13 protein-coding genes are annotated in these 20,630 nt (G+C 72.6%); 6 read left to right on the top strand and 7 right to left on the bottom strand.

Annotated elements, in window-relative coordinates; genetic code table 11:
* Window positions 1–50: 50 nt before the first annotated feature.
* The gene (locus tag LPA42_RS10305; RefSeq protein WP_228986511.1) at window positions 51–4,403 is read right to left on the bottom strand and encodes a S8 family serine peptidase; all 4,353 of its coding nucleotides are present in this window, start codon (window positions 4,401–4,403) and stop codon (window positions 51–53) included.
* Between the two features lie 335 nt (window positions 4,404–4,738).
* Here LPA42_RS10305 and LPA42_RS10300 point away from each other — a divergent pair, with 335 nt between their 5' ends.
* From LPA42_RS10300 to LPA42_RS10290, 3 genes are read left to right on the top strand one after another with little or no spacing between them, the layout of a single operon-like run.
* Window positions 4,739–5,281 carry a winged helix-turn-helix domain-containing protein gene (locus LPA42_RS10300; RefSeq protein ID WP_228986510.1) on the top strand — a complete coding sequence of 181 codons (543 nt, stop codon included), beginning with the start codon at window positions 4,739–4,741 and terminating at the stop codon, window positions 5,279–5,281.
* A 31-nt stretch (window positions 5,282–5,312) separates the two neighbouring features.
* A complete protein-coding gene (locus LPA42_RS10295) occupies window positions 5,313–7,970 on the top strand; it encodes an AAA family ATPase (protein WP_077937468.1) in 2,658 nt (885 codons plus the stop codon).
* A 29-nt stretch (window positions 7,971–7,999) separates the two neighbouring features.
* Window positions 8,000–8,953: an AfsR/SARP family transcriptional regulator gene (locus tag LPA42_RS10290; RefSeq protein ID WP_077937467.1), complete on the top strand. Its 954-nt coding sequence runs from the start codon at window positions 8,000–8,002 to the stop codon at window positions 8,951–8,953.
* Here LPA42_RS10290 and LPA42_RS10285 read toward each other — a convergent pair.
* Window positions 8,875–10,155, bottom strand: coding sequence for a S1 family peptidase (locus tag LPA42_RS10285; protein WP_077937466.1), 1,281 nt, complete (start codon window positions 10,153–10,155; stop codon window positions 8,875–8,877). The genes LPA42_RS10290 and LPA42_RS10285 overlap by 79 nt on opposite strands.
* Window positions 10,156–10,263: 108 nt before the next feature.
* Window positions 10,264–10,902 carry a M23 family metallopeptidase gene (locus tag LPA42_RS10280; protein ID WP_077937481.1) on the bottom strand — a complete coding sequence of 213 codons (639 nt, stop codon included), beginning with the start codon at window positions 10,900–10,902 and terminating at the stop codon, window positions 10,264–10,266.
* Window positions 10,903–11,360: 458 nt separating this feature from the next.
* On the opposite strand from LPA42_RS10280, the gene LPA42_RS10275 reads away from it, so the two are divergent.
* Window positions 11,361–13,082, top strand: coding sequence for a family 43 glycosylhydrolase (locus LPA42_RS10275; RefSeq protein WP_228986509.1), 1,722 nt, complete (start codon window positions 11,361–11,363; stop codon window positions 13,080–13,082).
* Between the two features lie 43 nt (window positions 13,083–13,125).
* Window positions 13,126–14,448, top strand: a complete 1,323-nt coding sequence (locus tag LPA42_RS10270; RefSeq protein WP_077937902.1) for a cellulose binding domain-containing protein — start codon at window positions 13,126–13,128, stop codon at window positions 14,446–14,448.
* A 47-nt stretch (window positions 14,449–14,495) separates the two neighbouring features.
* Here LPA42_RS10270 and LPA42_RS10265 read toward each other — a convergent pair whose 3' ends face one another.
* From LPA42_RS10265 to LPA42_RS10250, 4 genes are all read right to left on the bottom strand, one after another.
* Window positions 14,496–15,485: a LacI family DNA-binding transcriptional regulator gene (locus tag LPA42_RS10265; protein ID WP_228986508.1), complete on the bottom strand. Its 990-nt coding sequence runs from the start codon at window positions 15,483–15,485 to the stop codon at window positions 14,496–14,498.
* A gap of 98 nt (window positions 15,486–15,583) precedes the next feature.
* A complete protein-coding gene (locus LPA42_RS10260) occupies window positions 15,584–16,423 on the bottom strand; it encodes a carbohydrate ABC transporter permease (protein WP_043963122.1) in 840 nt (279 codons plus the stop codon).
* The gene (locus LPA42_RS10255; RefSeq protein WP_077937901.1) at window positions 16,420–17,412 is read right to left on the bottom strand and encodes a carbohydrate ABC transporter permease; all 993 of its coding nucleotides are present in this window, start codon (window positions 17,410–17,412) and stop codon (window positions 16,420–16,422) included. The genes LPA42_RS10260 and LPA42_RS10255 overlap by 4 nt, the downstream gene beginning before the upstream one ends.
* 46 nt (window positions 17,413–17,458) lie before the next feature.
* Window positions 17,459–18,754, bottom strand: coding sequence for an ABC transporter substrate-binding protein (locus LPA42_RS10250; RefSeq protein ID WP_077937900.1), 1,296 nt, complete (start codon window positions 18,752–18,754; stop codon window positions 17,459–17,461).
* Window positions 18,755–19,000: 246 nt separating this feature from the next.
* On the opposite strand from LPA42_RS10250, the gene LPA42_RS10245 reads away from it, so the two are divergent.
* Window positions 19,001–20,626, top strand: coding sequence for a glycoside hydrolase family 43 protein (locus LPA42_RS10245; protein ID WP_077937899.1), 1,626 nt, complete (start codon window positions 19,001–19,003; stop codon window positions 20,624–20,626).
* Window positions 20,627–20,630: the final 4 nt, after the last annotated feature.

Below are 20,630 nucleotides of genomic sequence, written 5' to 3'. Positions count from 1 at the left end.
CCCGGTCGGGTGACCGGGCGGGCCGGGGCTGTCCCGTCAGCCGTCGACGGTCAGCAGCGGATCGGCGCCAACGCGAAGTTCTCCACGGTGGGCGTGCTGGTGTTGATCTTCGTCTGGCGGGTCTGCGGCTTCCAGCCGTCCTTGGCGACGATCAACGTCAGCGGGTTGTTCCGCTTGTCCAGCCAGTAGGCGTACCGGCCCTGGTCGTCGGTGGCGAACGTCCACGACATCGCCCAGGAGTCGACCTGGACCACCGCACCGGAGATCGGCGCGCCGACGCCCTGGCAGCTCGTCCCGGTCACCGTGCCCAGCAGCTTGCCCCAGGTCTTCGGCGGCTGCGCGGTCATCGTGACCGACACCGGCGCGACGGTGTACGGGGTGTTCTCGGTGATCACCACCGACGCCGTGTACGTGCCCGGCTGGTCCACGGTGGCCGCGATCCCGACGGTGACCGTGACCTTCTCGCCCGGCGCCAGCGTGGCCGCCGTCTTGTCGATCGTCAGCCAGCTGACGTCTGCGGCGGCCTCGGCGCACTCGCCGAAGCCGGGCAGCGCCTCGCTGTCCGCCGTCGCCGTGAAGCCGCCCGAGGAGCCGCCGACCTTGTAGAAGCCGCACGCCGCGCCGCCCCGGTACCGGGCGGTGTTGGCGTTCGGCAGGGCCGACCACGAGTTGCCCGCCGGGTCGTAGGCGAAGCCGGCGTTGGTGATCGCCCCGCCCTGCGAGCCGCCGACGACCAGCAGCTTGCCGTTGGCCACGGCGAACGAGCTGGCCCAGTTGTCGGCCGGCGCGTCGGCGATCGCGGTCCAGGCGTTGGTGCCCGGGTCGAAGGCGTAGCCGGCCTTCTGCGCGACGGAGCCGTCGTTGCCGCCGGTGCAGTAGACGACGCCGCCGATGCCGCCGCAGGACAGGAACGCCACCGCCTTCGGGTAGTCGGGCAGCGTCTCCCAGGTGTCGCCGGCCGGGTCGTACCGGAGCACGTCGTTCGACATCGGCGTGCAGTTCGCCGTCGTGCAGCCGCCGACCGCGTACAGCTTGCCGTCGGCGACGGCCTGGCCGGCGGCGGACCGGGGCGCCGGGTTGTTCGCCTTCTTCGTCCACGCGTTGGCCGCCGGGTCGTACGACCAGGTGGCCGCGTCGGGGCCGGACGCGCCCCAACCGCCGGTCACGATGATCTTCCCGTCGACGACGCCGGCCGTGACGGCGTTACGCGCGCCGGGCAGGTCGGCGATCGCGGTCCAGGTCTGGGCGATGGGGTCGTAGACGTAGTTCTTCGCCGACGACGCCGTGCCGTTGCCGCCGGCGATCGAATACACCTTGCCGTCCAGGCTGACCACCCGGTTGTCCATGATGGTGGCCGGGAAGTCGGTGACGTCCGTCCACGGCGCGGCCTGCGGGCCGGCCGGGGCGGGGGCCGCCGAAGCCGCCTTGCCGGACGCCCGCGCGGCCAGCGACGTGGCGGCGGTGATCCGCTGCTCCGGGGCCCCCTCGGCGGCCAGGATCTGCCGCTGGGTCACCCGGGAGCCGTCGGCCCGCAGCAGCTCGAAGCCGCCGTCGCGCTCGCCGAAGCGGACGTCGACGGGGGCCCCGCCGGTGTTGGTCACCGTGAAGGTCTTGGCGACGGTGCCGGTGGGCATCCGCACGGTGCCGCTGACCTCCGCCGGCTGCACGGACAGCCGGCCCGCCGCGAGCTTGAAGGTCGCGGTGGTGGCCCAGTCGGCCTCGACCGTGACCTGCTTGCCCTGGCTGACGTAGCCGCCGGCCTTGGCGGTGAACCGGTGCGCGCCGGTCAGCGACGAGAACAGCCAGTAGAAGCCGTCGGGCAGCTCGGTGTCGTCGGGGGTGGCCACGGTGGTGGTCGTCTGCGCCGGCCGGTCGTCGCTGGTGACGGTCGCGCCGTTGACGTACCCGTTGTCGTTGGCGTCGCGGACGTGGCCGAGCACCAGGCCGCCGTCGGTCGGCGCGCAGGTGACCTCGCTGCCGATCAGCACGTTGTCGACCTGCCACCACCACTCCCAGGTGGCGTCGTAGTAGTGGAACCGCACCTGGACCCCGGACCTGCCCGCCGCCTGCGGGATCGCGATCTCGGTGACCTTGGGCCCGCGTACGTCGGCCGCCTGGCGCAGCACGTTGGTCCAGGTCTCGCCACCGTCGACGCTGAGGTCGACGTCGGCGCGCTCGGAGCTGACCCAGTTGAGGTCCTGGTTGAACCGGATCACCGGCGCGGCGACGTCGGTGAGGTCGACGACCGGGCTGACCAGCGAGGTGTCCTGCTTCCCGCCGCTGCCGTAGTCGTCGCTGTCGACGATCGCGAAGCCGCCGGTGCCGCCGGTGAGGTTGCCCCGGTTCCCCGTGTCGGTGAACCGCCACCCCTGGCCGGTGCCGGCGTTGTCCACGACCGACCAGCCGGCCGGGGCGCGGTCGCCGTCGAAGGTCTCGTACACGCCGTCGGAGCCGTACCCGTAGCCGGGCGCGGTGGTGCAGGCGGCCGGGTCCACGGTGACGGCGACGTTCTGGGTCTTGTTGCCGGAGCCGACCACGACCTCGCGGGTCACGGTCTGGTAGCCCGGGTACTGCGGCTCCACCTTCAGCGTGTACGTGGCCGAGGCGGGCAGGGTGAGGCTGTAGCGGCCGTTGCCGGGCGCGGTGTAGTCGGACACCGGCAGGCCCTCGACGCTGACCTTCGCGTACAACGGCCAGCCGTGGCCGGAGCCGTCGGTGACCGCGCCGCTGACGGTGACCGACGGCACCGCCGTCAGGGCGACGTCGAGCGTCGTGGTGGCGGCGGCGCGGACCGTGGCGGGCAGGGTCCGGGCGGCGTAGCCGAACGCGGTCACGGCGACCTGGTAGTCGCCGGCGGGCAGCAGGGACGAGTACCTGCCGTCGGCGCCGGTGGTGAGCTGCCGGGACGCCGGGCCGGTGAGGGCGACCGTGGCGCCGGGGACCGGGTCGCCGGTGGCCGCGTCGGTGACCGTGCCGGCGAGGGTGCCGGTCTCCCCGATCGGGGCGGCGTCGAGCAGCGCGAGGGCGTCGAGGCGGCCCTCGCCGAAGACGTTGTTGTCGTCGGCGGTGCCGCCGCACTGGGCGTCGGCGGTGTCGATCGCCGAGTCGTCCAGCAGGGCGCGGGTGGCCGCGACGTCGCCGACCAGCGCGGGCGCCGCCGACCACAGCAGCGCCACCGCGCCCGCGAGGTGCGGGGAGGCCATGGAGGTGCCGCTGAGGCTGCCGTAGCCGCCGCCGGGGATGCTGGAGCGGACGTTGACGCCGGGCGCGGCGATGTCGGGCTTGACGGCACCGCCCTGGCCGGCGCCCCGGGCGGAGAAGCTGGCGATGGCGTTGTTGACGTCGTACGCGCCGGTGGAGTAGTTGCTGGACCGGCTGCCCGGCGAGCCGCTGGTCTGGCAGGACGGGCCGCTGTTGCCGTTGGACCAGGCGCCGAAGATGCCCGACGCGGCCCAGGCCAGCGTCACGTCCTCCATGAACGGGTCGTTGGAGGGCAGCCGGGTGCCCCACGAGTTGTTGATGACGTGGGGCCGCTTGCTGGCGTCGGGGTTCTCGCCGTCGAGGTCGGTGGGTTCGAGCATCCACTGGCCGGAGGCGATCAGCGCGGCGTCGGTCGGGCAGCAGCCGTTGGCCGCGATCCACCGGACGCCGGGCGCGACGCCGATCTGGTTGGCGCCGTCGGCGCCGGCCATCGTGCCCATCGTGTGGGTGCCGTGGCCGTCGCCGTCGCAGGGGGCGGCGGCGCAGTCGCCGGCCGCGTCGAACCAGTTGTAGTTGTGGTCGAAGGTGCCGTCGCCGTTGTTGCCCCGGTACGCCCGCACCAGCGCCGGGTGGTCGAACTGCACGCCGGAGTCGATGCTCGCCACCGTGATGCCGGCGCCGGTGACGCCGTAGCGGGACCAGACGTCGTCGGCGTTGATGTTGGCGATGCCCCACTCCAGGGCGTTGGCCGTCTTCTCGTCGGTGCCCTTCGTGACCTCGGGCAGCTCGTAGGCGACGGGCGCGTAGACGCCGTCGACCTCGGCGTGCGCGGCGAGGCTCTGCACCATCGTCAGGGAGCCGCTGCTGACCTTGATGGCGTTGGTCGCCCAGAAGGTCTGGTACTTCGCGCCCGCGCCGTCGAGCTCGGCGCGGACCTTGGCCTGGCTGTCGGCGGCGGTGCGGCGCAGCGCGTCCGCCACGGCGGCGCCCCGCTTGGTCCAGTCGGTGATCGCGGCGGCCTTGCCCAGGTCCGCCCGGGCACCGAAGTGGATCCAGAAGTCGCTCTCGGTCTTGGTCTGGAGCTGCTTGACCAGCTCGGGCCGGATCTTGTCCGCGGGCGTGCCGCCCGGCGCGGCCTGCGCCCCGGAACCGGTCGCGACCAGGGCCGTCGCGGCGAGGACGAGCGCCGCACCGGCGCTCACCAGGCGCCCGGCCGGGCCCCTGGGGTGTGGACGTCTCAGCATCGGTGCTGCCTCCTGCAGAACGACCCGCGGTTGGTCGGGCCGTGACAGGGGTACAACGACCGTGCCTCCCCTCTGGACGCACCGGTACGCGCGGTTCCCCAGGCCCTCCAGGCGCCGTGCGGGTCACGCCGGCAGCCTGTGGGCAAACTATGATCGACAAAGATGAAGGATCAAGCACGCGACGTGAGCAACTCGTCGCTAGGAGCAGCCCGCCCGACGGTGGTGGCCGCCCGTCGCTGTCACCGCGCTGACAGACTCGGGCAGCAGCCGCCGATCGCGCCCGGGTGGGCTCGGTGAGCGGCGGCGACGGCAGCGTGCCGCCCGGTCCCCTCGACGAGGCGGGGCCGCCGATCCCGCTGGTGATCGCGGTGACGCCGTCGCCGGCCGAGCGGATCCGGCTCGCCGAACGCCTCGACGGCATCGCGCCCCTGCTGCTGGTGGCCGACCTCGACGAGTTGCGCCGGCTCATCGCGGTGCCCCAGGGGCCGCCCGCAGCGGGGCGGCCGACCCCCGAGGCGGGCCCGGACGACCTGCTGCGGATCGACCCGGCCCGGTCCACGGCCCGCTACGGCGAACGCGAGGTCTTCCTCACCCGGCTCGAACGCGACCTGCTGGCCCGCCTGACCAGCGAACCGGTCCGGGTCTGGAGCTACGCCGAGCTGCACCGGACGGTCTGGCACGACGAGGGGCGGCAGCACCCGGCCGGCGTGCAGTCCCTGGTGAAGCGGCTGCGCCGCAAGCTCGACCAGCTCGGCACCGGCGTCACCGTCGTGGCGGTGCGGGGGGTCGGGTTCCGGCTGACCGACCACCGGCGGCCCCGGGTCGACGGCGGGTGAGGCCCCGGCCGTGGCGTTGCAGGATGGGGGCATGGCAGGGCTTGTCGGGCGGGACGACCAGATCAGCCTGCTCGGGGATCTGCTCACCCACGCCATCGACGGGCGGGGCGGCGCGCTGGTGTTGCGCGGCGAGGCGGGGATCGGCAAGTCGGCCCTGCTGGAGCACGTGGTCCGCGCCGGGCGCGGGCGCGGGGTGCGCGTACTGGGCGTGACCGGCGTGCAGGCCGAGGGGCAGATCCCGTACGCGGGGCTCGACCACCTGCTCCGCCCGCTGCGTGCCGCCGCGCTGACGGCGGACTCGCCGTACCGGCGGGCCGTCGAGGTGCTGCATCTGCTCGGCGAACCGGAGCAGCCCACGCTGCTCGCGGTCGAGGACGCGCACTGGCTGGACGCCGCCACCTGGGAGACCCTGACGTTCCTCTGCCGGCGGGTCGGGTCGGACCCGGTCGCCGTGGTCATGGCGGTACGCGACGGCGAGGACGTCGACCGGCGGCTCACCAGGGCGGGGCTGCCCGAGCTGCGGCTGGAGCCCCTGCACCCGGCGGACGCCGGGACGCTGCTGGACCGGACCGCGCCCCGGTTGGCCCGGCGGCTGCGGGACCGGGTGCTGGACGAGGCCGCCGGAAACCCGCTGGGCATCGTGGAGCTCGGCACCTCGGTCGCCCGGCTCGGCGACGGCGCGCTGTCGCCGGCGGCGCTGCCGCTGAGCGCGCGGGTGGAGCGGACCTTCGGCGGGCTGGTCGCCGACCTGCCGCCGCAGACCCGGACCCTGCTGCTGATCGCGGCGCTGAACGACGGGACCGGCCTGGGCGAGATCCTGGCGGCCGCCGCGGTCCTGGCCGGCGTCGACGTGCCCACCGAGGCGATCCAGCCGGCGGTGACCGCCCGTCTGGTCGCCGTCGACGAGCGGTACGAGCTGCGGTTCCGGCACCCGTTGCTGCGCTCGGCGCTGCGTCAGCAGGCCGCGCCCGCGGACCGTCGCCGCGTGCACGCGGCGCTGGCCGAGGTGCTGTCCGCCAGCCCGCAGCGCCGGCTCTGGCACCGGGCGTCGGCCGCACCGGGCCCGGACGAGGCGCTGGCCCGGGAACTCACCGAGGTGGCGATCGCCGCCGCGCCGCGTCAGGCGCCGCTCGCGCTGGCCGCGCTCACCCGGGCCGTCCAGCTCAGCGGGGACCCTGCCGCGCGCGGCCACCGGCAGGTGTCGAGCTGCCTCGTGGCGCACGAGCAGGGCGACCCGCACACCGTGCGGCGGCTGCTCGGCGAGATCGACGAGCACGCGCTGCGGCGGGCCGACCACGCGCGGCTGACCTGGCTGCGCGAGACGTACCTGCCGGTGGCCTGGTCCGGGCCGGAACGGCTGCTGGCCTACGCCGACCTGATCGACGCGATGCGCCGCGACGGCGACCCCGAGCGCGCCCTCCAGGCGATGAACGACCTGGCGCTGCGCGTCTACTACTCCAACGTGCCGGCGCCCGTCCGCGACCGGTTCACCGAGGTCACGCTCGCGCTCGGGTCCGTCGACGACGACCCGCGCGTGACCGCGATCATGCTGCTGGTCGCACCGGTCGAGCACGGCGCCGCCGCGCTGCGGCGGCTGGAGCGGCTGGTGCACCGGATGGACCTGCCACCGGCCCTGCGCAGCGACCTGTCGATCGCCGCCTGGGCCGTCGGCGCGTTCGACCTGGCCGGGACGTTCGCGCTGTCCGCCGCGGCCGAGCTGCGCGCGCAGGGCCGGATCGGTGTCCTCTCCCAGGCGCTCAACGCGGCCGCGTCGGCGTACGCGGCGCTGGGCGACACCCGGGCCGCCGTGCCGCTGGCCGCCGAGTGCATCAGCCTGGCGGAGGAGACCGGGCTGCCGATGTGGGCGTTGGGCGGCAGCCTCACCATGGGCCTGGCCGAGGCGCTGCGGGGCGACGTCACCGCCGCCCGCCGCCGGGCCGAAGCCGCCGAGCAGGTGCTCTCCGCCGGCCGGCGGCTGCCGATGCTGGCCCTCGTGCAGCGCATCCGGGGCGTCGCCGCGCTCGCCGAGGGCCACCCGGACGACGCGTTCCGGCAGCTCATGCGGATCTTCGACCCGGCGGACAGCGCCTACTTCCCGGGCCACCGGTTGCTCGTGCTCGGGCACCTGGCCGAGGCGGCCCTGCTCGGCGGCTTCCAGGACGAGCTGCGCCCGGTGGTCCACGACCTGGAGCCGGTCGCCGTGCGGACCGGGTCGCCGTCGCTGCGGGTCGGCCTCGGCTACGCCCGCGCGGTGCTCGGCGGGGACTACCGGGCCGCGCTGGCCGAGGACCTGACCGGCTGGCCGTTCGACCGGGCCCGCCTCCAGCTCGCGCACGGCACGGCGCTGCGGCGGGCGCACCGGGTCACGGAGAGCCGGCCGCCGCTGCGGGCCGCCGTGGCCACCTTCGACGCGCTCGGCGTCACCCCCTGGGCCGACCGGGCCCGGTCGGAGCTGCGGGCCACGGGCGAGACCCGGCGGCGGCCGACGGACGCGCTGACCACCCTCACCCCGCAGGAGCAGCAGATCGCCCGACTGGCCGCGGAGGGGCTGAGCAACCGGGAGATCGGCGCGCACCTGTTCCTGTCCCCGCGGACGGTCAGCACCCACCTGTACCGGATCTACCCGAAGGTGCACGTCAAGTCGCGGGCGGAGCTGGCCCGCGTCATTACGTCATCCGACGTACGCTGAGCATCCACGTCGCTACCTATCGTCATGCCATGCCTGTTTCGCACAGTGTCGATCCGCGCCGCCCGGCGACGCACCTGCGGATCCTCGGCCCGCTACGGGTCCGGCGCGGCGACGCCGAGGTGGATGCCGGGCCGCCGCAGCAACGCTGCCTGCTGGCGCTCCTGCTCGCCCGCGCCGGTCACCCGGTCGGCACGCCCGAGCTGGTCGACCTGCTCTGGGGCCCGGGCGCGCCGCCGAGCGCGGTCAACACCATCCACAAGTACGTCGGTGGCCTCCGCCGCCTGCTCGAACCGGGCCTGCCGCCGCGCGCCCCGGGCGCGTACCTGACCCGGCACGGCCACGGGTACCGCTTCGCGGCCGGGCCGGAGGCACTCGACCTCGTGCTGTTCCGGCGCACCGTCGCCGAGGCGAAGGCGTACGCGCGGGGCGGCGAGCCCGCCGCGGCACTCGACCGGTACGCCGCGGCGCTGCGGCTCGGCCACGGTCCCGCCGGCGACGGTCTGGCCGGCACCCCGGCGGCCCGGGCCACGTTCGCGCGCCTCGACGGCGAGTTCACCGACGCCGCCCTCGACGCCGCCGGGTTCGCGGTCCGGCTGCGCCGCCCGTCGCTGGTGCTGGCGCCGCTGCGCCGCGCGGCCGAGCGGGACCCGCTCGACGAACGCGTCCAGGCGTGCCTGGTGACGACGCTCGCCGCCGCCGGCCGTCAGGCCGAGGCCCTGGCGGCGTACCGCTCGGTCCGCGAGCGGCTCGCCGACGAGCTGGGCATCGACCCGGGAGCGGACCTGCGGGAGGCGCACCGGCGGGTGCTGACCCAGGCCGGGCCGCCACCTCGGCGGACCAGCAGGGCCGTAGCCAGGCGGCGGCGCTGGCTACGGCCCTCCCGCCGGTCGGCGGAGCCGGTGGATCAGGCCGCCGAGTTCACGCTGAACGTGATGCCGGAGAACGAGCGCGCGGAGTCGAAGACCTTCGACAGCGGCGAGTAGTACGACCGCGTGGTGCAGTTGCCGACCTTGTTGGTGCCGCCGTGCAGGATGCCGTAGGCCATGTGGTCGACCTCGCTGAAGAGCGGGCCGCCGCTGTCCCCGTCCTGCGTGCAGATGTCCGTGATCATCCCGCCGTCCTTCGTGAGGACCGTGCCGCACCTGGTGTTGTTGGACGTCTGACCGGTGTGGCAGGCCACCCAGCCGACCCCGATCTGGGAGTAGCTGTACATTCCGTAGATCGGGAACTGCGCGCTCACCCGCGAGTTGAACACCGTGTTGCGTGGGTTCACCACCCAGTACGTGACGTACTCGAAGCCGTTCATCACCACGTACGGCATGATGATTCCGTCGTTGGGGTAGATCTCGCTGACATAGGTCGGATTGTTGTAGCGGCCGACCCACAGGCCCGCGTGCCGGGAGTAGTAGCCGTCCCCGGCTTTGCTGCAGTGCCCCGCCGTGACCGTGTACTGCCAGCCGTCCGAGCCGTGCACGTTGAAGCCGTTGGTGCAGGTCCGCTTCGGATTCTTGTTGAAGTCGAGGAAGTCCAGCGTCAGTCCGCCGCGCATCGGCGCCTCGCAGTTGCGGATCGCGCAGGCCTGTGGGACGGGGGTCGGCGAGTCGACCACCGTGACGCCCAGGTCGGCGGCCAGCGCGAGCCGGCCGGCCGAGCCGCGTACGGTGTCCGCCGCCCGGTGGTGCAGTTCGACCCGGTTGCGCTGCGGGTTGATCACCGGCTCCTGCTCGGGGGTGAGCCCCAGCCGGGCAACGGCGTCTCTCGCCCTGGCCTCAAGGTCCCGGAGGGAGTGCCGCACTTCGACGACGCGGATGTGCTGCCGGTCCGGGACCGCTTGCAGCGCGGGGGCCAGTTTCCCGGCGGCGGTGCTGGCGACGAAGAGCACGCCGCCGTTCTCCTGGTCGATCCAGGAACCCGCGAAGGTGTCGCCGTGGTCCCGGGCCAGCACGTCCTGCAACGCGCCCGCGGTCCGCTGCAACTCCAGCCGGCGCACCGCCTCCCGCACGCTGACGCCGTAGGTCCTGGTGAGATAGTCGACCGAGCCGGCGACGTCCGCCGGTTGCACCGGCGCCGACGGGGCCAGCCGGATGACGGGGGCGGCCGCCGCCGGCCCGGCAACCGTGAGAGATCCGGCGGCGACGATCAGGCTGACCGCCGCGGCCAGCCTCCAGTTCGTTCCTCTTCGCACCTGAGTCGCGTCCCTTCGCCACGTGACGCCCTTCGCGTCTGTGCCGTAGACGCTGCCAGCCGGCTGTGGAAGCGATCTGGACGGTGAGTGGAAGGCGGGCGCGGCCGGCTACGACCGCCCGGCGGCGCAGTTGTTGCTCTTGCGGGTGACCGTGTATTCGACGTCGTCGTGGGTGATCCCCGACGGCTCGCCGTCGAACCAGGTCTCGACCTTCTCCCAGCCCCGGCGCTGCTCGTAGTGCAGATGGGGTGCGCCGGAGTTGCCGGTGCTGCCGACCCGCCCGATCTGCTCGCCCTGGGCGACCCGCTGACCCTCGCGGACCAGCGGCGGTTCGAGCAGGTGCAGGTACTGCGTCTCCCACCGGCCGCCGTGGTCGATCTTCACCCAGTACCCGCCGCCCCGGCCGCGCGGGCCGTCCGGGTTGTCGGGGGTGCGGCCACCCAGCGACCCGTTGATCCCCGCCACGGTCACCGTGCCGGCGTACGAGGCGAGCACCGGCCGCCCCCACGCCTCGCCCCGCTTGGGGAACAGGTCGACGTCGTAGTCGTCGTGCCCGGGATAGGTGCCGAGCTGCCATGTCTCGCCGCAGGCGACGGGGAGCTGGAACAGCGGGCGCGGGCCCGGTGGCCGCAGGAACTGCCAGGCGACCCCGGCGACGGCGACGAGGGCGGCGACCGCCCCGAGCGCCAGGACGACGAGGGCGGCCCGGCGGCGCGGGCGGCGTGAAGTGGGGCGGCCGGTCGTCATCGTGCCGAGCATGGCAGACCCCGGCAACGCCCCGGGTGCCGGGTGGCCGGGCCGAGGGGGCGGCCCGGGGTGCCGGCGGGCGGCCCGCTCGGGGCGGCACCGCCACGACATCGATCCCCGTCTTGTCCGTGTTAACGGTAACAAGTATCCTGCCTCTCAGGAGCGAAGGGCACGCTCCGCCGCCGCCACCGAGATCGCCGATCCGGGGCGGCAGAGCCAGAGCAACAGCCGGGAGCTGAGCACGTCCGGCGTCCGCGTGGACGTCAGGGCCCGCTCCGACCCGTGATGTCGCAGCCCCTACCAGGGCCGACCGCGCCGCCGCACCCCCGGGCGGGTGCCGGTCGACCACCCACGCACTCACCCACCCCGGGCGGACACCTGTGCCAGGTGCGCTGCCCACGCCTCGGGAGGTATCTGTGAAGACCCTGACCGGCACGAGACTCAGGCGCGGTGTCGCCTTGGTCGCGACCCTGCTCTGCGTCGGGACGCTGTTCGCCGCCCCGGCCCACGCGGACAACCCGATCGTGCAGACGATCTATACGGCGGATCCTGCGCCGTTGGTGCACAACGGTCGGGTGTATCTGTACACCGGGCATGACGAGGACGGGTCGACGTACTTCACGATGAAGGACTGGCGGGTGTTCTCGTCGGCCGACATGGTGAACTGGACTGATCATGGTTCGCCGATGAGTCTGGCGACGTTCGCGTGGGCGGAGTCGGATGCGTGGGCGGGTCACGTGGCGGCGCGTAACGGGAAGTTCTACTGGTATGTGCCGGTGAAGCAGCGTGGTGGCGGGATGGTGATCGGTGTCGGGGTGGCCGACAGTCCGACCGGTCCGTTCCGCGACGCGATCGGTCGTCCGTTGCTGGGTAATGGTGAGATCGATCCGAACGTGATGATCGACGACGACGGGCAGGCGTACCTGTACTGGGGTAACCCGAACCTGTGGTACGTGAAGCTGAACCAGGACATGATCTCCTACTCGGGGAGCCCGACGAAGATCCCGTTGACCACGGCGGGGTTCGGCACCCGTACGGGTAACGCGTCCCGGCCGACTCTGTATGAGGAGGGGCCGTGGGTGTACAAGCGCAACGGTGTCTACTACAACGTGTTCGCGGCGGAGTGTTGTGGTGAGTTCATCGCGTATTCGACGGCGCCGGGTCCGACGGGGCCGTGGACGTACCGGGGGACGGTGATGCCGCGGCAGGGCAGCAGTTTCACCAACCACCCTGGTGTCATCGATTTCAATGGTGGGTCGTATTTCTTCTACCACAATGGTGCGTTGCCGGGTGGTGGTGGTTTCACCAGGTCGGTGGCGGTGGAGAAGTTCTCCTACAACAGTGACGGCACGATCCCGAGCATGAACATGACCACGACGGGGGCCCCGCAGGTGGGCACGCTGAACCCGTACGTGCGGCAGGAGGCCGAGACCATCGCCTGGTCCGTCGGCGTCGAGACGGAGCCGGCCAGCGAGGGCGGCATGAACGCCAGCTTCCTCAGCAACGGTGACTACATCAAGGTCAAGGGAGTGGCGTTCGGGGCGGGCGCGTCGTCGTTCAGCGCGCGGGTGGCCTCGGCCGGCAGTGGCGGCACGATCGAGGTGCGGCTGGGCGGCCCCACGGGCACCCGGGTCGGCGCGTGCACGGTGCCCGTCACCGGCGGCTGGCAGACCTGGCAGACGGTGTCCTGCCCGGTGACCGGCGCGACCGGCACCCAGGACCTCTACCTCCGCTTCACCGGCGGCAGCGGCAACCTGTTCAACCTCAACTGGTGGCAGTTCGGCACCGGCAGCAACCCGACGCCGACGCCCACCACCCCGGCCCCCACCACGCCCGCTCCCACCACCCCGCCGCCCACCACGCCGCCGGCCGGGCAGTCGTGCGGCGTCACGTACACCCAGGTCGGGTCCTGGTCCGGCGGCTACGAGGGCAGGCTCACCATCACCAACACCGGGGGCGCCGCCATCAGCGGCTGGCGGGTGACGTTCTCGCTGCCCAGCGGGCAGTCCCTGTCCCAGGGCTGGAACGCGACCTTCGGCCAGCAGGGCAGCCAGGTCACCGTGACCAACGCCGCCTACAACGGACAGTTGACCACCGGCGGCTCGACCACTGCCGGCTTCATCGCCTCCAGCACCGGCACCCCGCAGGCGCCCACCAGCCTCACCTGCACGTCCTCCTGACCCCCGGCCACACCTCCACCACCACCGACAGAGGAGTCAACAGATGACCCGACACAGATCCTGGTTCGCGCCCGTCGCGGGCGCCGCGCTACTCGCGCTGGCCCTGGTCGGCTCGACGCTCAGCGGCGGCCTCGGCGCCACGGCGTCGGCCGCCGAGATCGGCGCCGCCGCGGCGACCGCCGGGTGCGGCAAGGCCCCGACGCTGCGCAGCGGCACCCAGACGATCACCAGCAACGGCAAGAACCGCAGCTTCATCCTGCGCATCCCGGACAACTACAACAACAACAACCCGTACCGCCTGATCTTCGGGTTCCACTGGGTGGGCGGCACCGCCGTCGACGTGGACACCGGCCAGACCGTGCAGCGCGACGTCTGGTCCTACTACGGGCTCAAGCAGCTGGCGAACAACAGCGCCATCTTCGTCGCCCCGCAGGGCATCAACAACGGCTGGGGCAACGCCGGCGGCGAGGACGTCACCTTCGTCGACGACATCATCCGCCGGATCGAGGCCGACCTGTGCGTCGACACGGCGCAGCGCTTCTCGGTGGGCTTCAGCTACGGCGGCGCCATGACGTACGCCCTCGCGTGCGCCCGGCCGAACGTCTTCCGGGCGGTGGCGGTCTACTCCGCCGGGGCGATCAGCGGGTGCAGCGGCGGCACGTCGCCGATCGCGTACCTCGGGGTGCACGGCATCCGGGACGGGGTGTTCCCCATCTCCACCGGGCGGTCGCTGCGCGACCGGTTCGTCCGCAACAACGGCTGCACCGCCCAGAACCCGGCCGAGCCCACCCAGGGCAGCCTGCGGCACATCACCACGAACTACTCGGGGTGCCAGGCCGGCTACCCGGTCACCTGGATCGCGTTCGACGAGGGGCACATCGCCGCCCCGCAGGACGGCGCGACCGGTGACAGCGGCTCGCGCACCTGGCTGCCGGGCGAGACCTGGCGGTTCTTCACCCAGTTCGGCGGCACCACGCCGACCCCGAACCCGACCACGCCGACCCCCGGGCCGACCACCCCCGGGCCGACCACCCCGCCGCCGGGCAACGCGGCCTGCCGCGTCACCGCGACCGTCAACGCCTGGAGCAACGGCCTGACCGAGGACCTCACCGTCACCAACACCGGCAGCAGCACCATCAACGGCTGGTCCCTGGCCTTCACGCTGCCCGGCGGCCAGAGCATCACCGGCGGTTGGAACGCCACCTACTCCCCCACCTCCGGGCAGGTGACCGCCAGGAACGTCTCCTACAACGGCACCATCGCCCCCAACGCCTCGGTGAGCATCGGCTTCCAGGCCAACCACACCGGCAACACCGCCAAGCCCAGTTCCTTCACCCTCAACGGCGCGACCTGCACGATCGCCTGACCGTCGGCGACGGTGACCGGGGGTGGGCCGACCAGGCCCGCCCCCGGTCAGCGCGTACGGGACGGGGGCGCGGTGCTGTCGCGGACGACGAGTTCGGTGGCGAGCTCGATCCGCGGGCTCTCGATCTTCTCGCCCCGGGCGAGCCGCAGCACGGTACGCGCCGCCAGCATGCCCATCTCCACGAGCGGCTGCCGGACGGTGGTCAGCGGCGGGGAGCACCACCGCACCTCGGGCAGGTCGTCGAAGCCGACCACGCTGACGTCGTCGGGCACCCGCAGGCCGCGCTTGCGGACCGCCTCGTAGACGCCGAGCGCCATCTGGTCGCTGGAGGCGAAGATCGCGGTCGGCGGGTCGGGCAGGGCCAGCAGCTGGGTGCCGGCGGCGTAGCCCGACTCGTGGTAGAAGTTGCCCGGCCGGATGAGGGCGTCGTCGACGGCGACGCCGGCGGCGTCGAGCGCCGCCCGGTAGCCGTCCAGCCGGGCCCGGCTGCACATCAGCTGCGGCGGCCCGGCGATGAAGCCGACCCGACGGTGCCCCAGGCCGAGCAGGTACTGGTTGGCCTCCAGGCTGCCCGCCCAGTTGGTGGCGCCGATGGTGGGCGCCTCCTGCGGGGCCACGCCGGCCGGGTCGACGATGACCACCGGCAGGTTGAGCCGGCGCAGCTCGGCCTGCAACGGCGGCGCCACCATCGAGGTCACGAAGATGACCCCCTCCGTGGACCGGCCACGCATGTTGTCGAGCCACTGCTTGGCCGAGGAGGTGCGCTGGTGGATGGCCGAGACGACGGTGCCCGCGCCGCTGCTGTGCGCGACGTCCTCCACCCCCCGGATGATCTCCACGGCCCAGGGGCTGTCCAGGTCGTTGAAGACCAGGTCGATCAGGGCCGAGCTGGTACGCCTGCTCGGCAGCCGGCGACGGTAGCCGTGCCGGGTCAGCAGCTCCTCGACGCGTTCCCGGGTCTGGGGGGCGACGTCGGAGCGGCCGTTGATGACCCGGGAGACCGTGGGCACGGAAACGCCGGCCAGACGCGCGATCATCGCGATGGTGACGTTTCGGCTGCTGTCGGAACCCACGGTCCGCCCTTTCGTCTCACCTGGTGCCTACGGTCGCAGAAGGCTATCGCAGCGGTCGCCGGTCACCCCTTGACACTGCCCGAGAGACCGCTGATGAGCTGGCGTTCGGCCACGGCGTAGAAGCCGAGCGCCGGCACCATGGACAGCACCACGTAGGCGAGCACCCTTGCGGTGTCGTCGGAGTACTGCCCCTGGAACGCCTGGACCCCGACGGGCAGGGTCCACCAGCTCTGGTCGGTGAACACGACCAGCGGGAGCATGAAGTTGTTCCAGCTGGTCACGAGGGCCAGCACGGAGACGGTGGCCAGCGCGGGGCGGGCCATCGGCAGCAGGATCCGCCAGAAGAACCCGAACGGGCTGCACCCGTCGAGGATCGCCGCCTCCTCGACCTCGCCGGGGATGGTGCGGAAGAACTGCCGCAGGATGATGACGGTGATCGGCAGGCCGAACGCGGCCTGGGGCAGGATCACCCCGAGCGGGTTGTCCAGCAGGCCCAGGCCACGCAGCAGCACGAACAGCGGCAGGATGGCCACCGCGAACGGGAACATCAGCCCCACGCCGAAGAGGGTGAACAGCAGCTCCCGCCCCCGGAACGCGAAGCGCGCGAAGACGAACGCGGCCATCGCCGCCGCGGCGACCATGATGAACGTGCCGGTCACCGCGATGAGGACGCTGTTGCCCAACTGCCGCCAGAACACCTCGGAGGCGAGGATGTCGGTGTAGTTGCTCGGCGCCCACGGGTCGGGCAGGCCGAGGGGATTGGTGGACAGCTGCCCGTTGTCCTTGAACCCGCCGAGCACCCCGAACAGGACCGGCACGACGATGACCGCGCCGACGGCGATGCAGACGAGGTGCAACACGAGGCGGCGGGCCCGCAGGGCGGGGTTCGCCGTGCTGGTCATCGGTTGTCTCCCTGGTTGGTGATCGCGCCCTCGGTGTCGCGGCGCAGCACGACGCGCTGGTAGACGAGGGCGAACACGAAGCTCAGCAGGAACATGACGATGCTGATCGCGCTGGCGTAGCCGACCTCGAAGCGGCGGAAGCCGTACTGGAACATCGTCACGGCCATGGTCTCGGAGGCGTGGATGGGGCCGCCGCCGGTGAGTACCCAGACCATGTCGAACAGCTGGATGGTGCCGATGACCGACAGGAAGACGCTGATCCGGATCGTCGGCCCGAGCAGGGGCAGGGTGACGTGCCGGAAGGCCTGCCAGGGGCCGGCGCCGTCGGTGGTGGCCGCCTCGTTCAGCTCCTTGGGGATGCCCTGCCGGGCGGCCAGGAAGAGCATCATGTAGAGCCCGAAGTACTTCCAGGACACGATCATGAAGACGGCGTACAGCACGGTGTCCGGGTCGGCGAAGATCGTGCCGGCGTCGGAGCCCAGCCACCGCGCGATCGAGTCGCCCAGCCCCCGGTTCGGCGAGAACACCAGGTTGAACAGGACGGCGGTGGTGACCTCGGAGAGCACGTACGGGGCGAAGAAGATCAGCCGGTAGATGCTGCGGCCCCGCAGGGGCTGGTTGAGCAGCATGGCCAGGCCCAGCGCGGCGGGCAGCTGGACGGTCAGCGACAGCACGATCAGCACGAGGGCGTGCCACAGGTCGCCGCGGAACGTCGGGTCGCCGAAGGCGCGCGTGTAGTTGTCCAGCCCGACGAAGTTCTCCGGCAGGCCGAAGCCGTTCCACTTGTAGAGGCTGGCGTAGCTGGCCACCACGATGGGGGCGATGACCAGCAGCAGGAACAGCGCCAGGGCCGGGGTCAGGAAGGCGGCGAGGACGCGGCGGCGGCCCGGCCGGGGCCGGGCGCCGCGCCGTCGCGCGGTGCCCGGCCCCGGCGGGTCGGTCGCCGGGCCGCCGCGCCTGGTGTCCGGCACGGTCGATGGCCTGGTCATACGTGTTCCACTCGATTCTCTCAGCGGGCCACGGGGCGGGCCACGGCTACTGGCTCTTCGCGACCGCGGTGATGTCCTTGAGGATCTGCGCGGACGTCTTGTTGCCGGCGATCAGTTCGGCGACGCTGTCGTTGACCTGCTGGCCGACGGCGGGCGGGTACGCCTGGTCGAGGTAGAGCTGGAAGCCGGTCGCGCTGGCCAGGGCCTGCGCGACGGTCTTGTTGTTGGGGTCGGAGATCGCGTCGGTCGCCTCCTTGACCGTCGGCAGCACCGCGCCGGTCTTGGCGGACTTGCGCTGGCTGTCGACGCTGAGCAGGGCCTTGAGGAAGTCGAGGGTCGCCGCGGGGGCGTCCTTGCCGACGGCGAAGCCGTTGCCGCCGCCGAACACCTCCGTGGCGGAGCCCTTGCCGCCGTCGACGGCCGGGAACGGGAAGAAGCCGAGCTTGTCGCCGATGCCCTTCTTGCTGGTGGAGCTGGACGCCTGCACGGACGGGGCCCACTGCCCCATCAGCTCCAGGGCGGCGCCGCCGTTGCCCATGGTGGCGGCCTGGCCGTCCGGGGAGCCGTACTCGGCGCCGAGGAAGCCCTTCTGGAACGGCTGCAGGTCGACCAGTTCCTTGAGCCGGTCGCCGGCGGCCACGAAGTCGGGGGTGTCGAAGTTCTTGTCCTTGGCGGCCTGCTGGAGGGCGCCGAGCCCACCGATGCGCATGGACAGGTAGGCCCAGTAGAAGTGGGCGGGCCACTTCTCCTTGCCGGCCAGCGCGATCGGGACGATGCCGGCGGCCTTGAGCTTGCGGACCGTGTCGAGCAGCGCGGCCCAGGTGGTCGGCGGCTCGGTGATCTGGGCCTTGGCGAAGAGGTCCTTGTTGTACCAGAACCCGACCATGCCGATGTCGAACGGCACGCCGTAGATCTTGCCGTCGATGGTGTAGGGCTCCAGGGACAGGGGCAGCAGGCTCCCGATCCACGGCTGCACGTCGTCGGTGATGTCCTTGACCAGGCCGGCCTCCGCCTGCTGCCGGAGCACCCCGCCGCCCCACGACTGGAAGAGGTCGGGCGGGGACCCGGCCTGGGTGGCGGTGGTCAGCTTCGCCTTGAACGCCTCGTTCTCCAGCGGCTGAATCTCGATCTTGACGTTCGAGTGCGCGGTCTTGTACTCCTCGGCCGCCGCCGCCCACACCGGCAGCATCGGCTCGGTGTTCTGGATGTGCCACCAGTCGATGGTCTGCGGGGCGTTCGGGTCGCCGGATTCGTCGTCGCCGCTACAGCCGCTGAGCAGGTAGGCGCCGGCGCCGGCGCCGACGAGGCCGAGCAGCGTTCTGCGGGAGAGGTGCGCTGACATGGTCCATCCCTTCGGGGACTCACGAGGTGCTCGGATGCTGATCGAGCCGGCAGGACTCGACGTTATCTTCGGAAGTTCCAATGCTTCGCCGGTATTACCGATCGATGGCGGGCACGCTACGACGAAGCGTATGTCCGGGTCAAGGGGTCTGTCCTAAGGCGACGTCAACGGCTACCGTGGTCGGCACCTACCGATAATCCGGGCCGAGCGTCCGGAAGTTCCGAAAGCCGCACCAGAGGAGCCGACGTGTCGACCGAGACCGCTGACGTGGCGACCGCTGCCCGGTCGATCCGCAACCCCGTCCTTCCCGGGTTCCACCCGGACCCGTCGATCCTGCGGGTCGGCGACGACTACTACCTGGCCACCTCCACGTTCGAGTGGTACCCGGGCGTCCGCGTGCACCACTCCCGCGACCTCGTGCACTGGCGCCCGCTCGGCGGGATCGTCACCGAACGCCGCCTGCTCGACCTGCGCGGCTGCGGCGACTCCAACGGGGTGTGGGCACCGGACCTGACCTGGCACGACGGGCAGTTCTTCCTCGTCTACAGCGACGTGGCCAGCTTCGCCAGCGGCTACTGGGACCCGCAGAACTTCCTCATCACCGCGCCCGACATCGCCGGCCCCTGGTCGGATCCGGTGCAGCTGCACGGGCGCGGCTTCGACGCGTCGCTGTTCCACGACGACGACGGCAGCACCTGGATGCTGAGCATGCGCGCGGACTGGCGACCCGGGCGCGACCGCTTCGCCGGCATCGAGATCCAGCGCTACGACCGCGCCCGGCGCCGCCTCGTGGGCCGCCCCCAACTGCTGTTCACCGGCACGTCGGTCGGGCTCACCGAGGGCCCGCACATCTACCGTCACGACGGCTGGTACTGGCTGGTCACCGCCGAGGGGGGCACCAGCTGGGAACACCAGGTCACGGTGGCCCGCTCCCGCGAGCTGCTCGGGCCGTACGAGGTGGACCCGGCGGGACCGCTGCTGACCTCGGTGGGCCGGCCCGACCTGTCGCTGCAGAAGGCCGGGCACGGCAGCCTGGTGCACACCCAGCACGGCGACTGGTACCTGGCGCACCTCGTCGGCCGCCCCTACACCCCGCTGGGCAACTGCGTGCTGGGGCGGGAGACCGCCATCCAGCGGGTCGACTGGCCCGCCGGTGGCTGGCCGAGCGTCCCCGGCGGCGTGCCGGCGGACGAGGTCGCGGGGCCCGGCCTGCCCCTGCACCCGTGGCCCGACGAGCCCGTCACCGACCACTTCGACGCCGGCGAGCTGGGCGCGTCCTGGTCGACGCTGCGCCGGCCCGCCACCGACGACTGGGTCGACCTGCGCATCCGCCCCTCCCACCTGCGTGTCCACGGGGGACAGTCGCCGGTGGGCAAGCAGGCGCCCAGCCTGGTCGCGCGGCGCGTCGGCGCCACGCACTGCTCCCTGGAGACCGTCGTCGAGTTCGACCCGGTCGACCACTACCAGCTCGCCGGGGTGACCGCCTACTACAACACCCTCAACTGGCACCACCTCTACCTCACCCGGGCCGACGACGGCCGACGGGTGCTGGAGCTGCTCAGCTCCGACAGCGGGCGGCGCACCGCGTACCCCGAACTCACCGTCGACGCGCCCGGCACCGGCCCGGTGGGCCTGCGGGCCGAGTTCGACGGGCCCGTGGTGCGCTTCTGGTACGACCTCGGCGCCGGGTGGCGGCGGATCCCGGTGGAGCTGGACGCGACGATCCTGTCGGACGAGCACGCCGCGCTGATCATCGACGGCGAGCCGGCGGCGTGGGGCTTCACCGGGGCCCTGCTCGGGCTGTGGGTGCAGGACCTCGGCGGCGACGGCGCCCACGCGGACTTCGACCTGGCCACCTACCGGGAACACTGACGGT

The sequence above is a fragment of the Micromonospora sp. DH13 genome, assembly GCF_020873825.1.
Lineage (GTDB): Bacteria > Actinomycetota > Actinomycetes > Mycobacteriales > Micromonosporaceae > Micromonospora > Micromonospora haikouensis.
The sequence above is the reverse complement of the archived record's forward strand: the minus strand, read 5'-3'. Positions and strand labels throughout refer to the sequence as shown.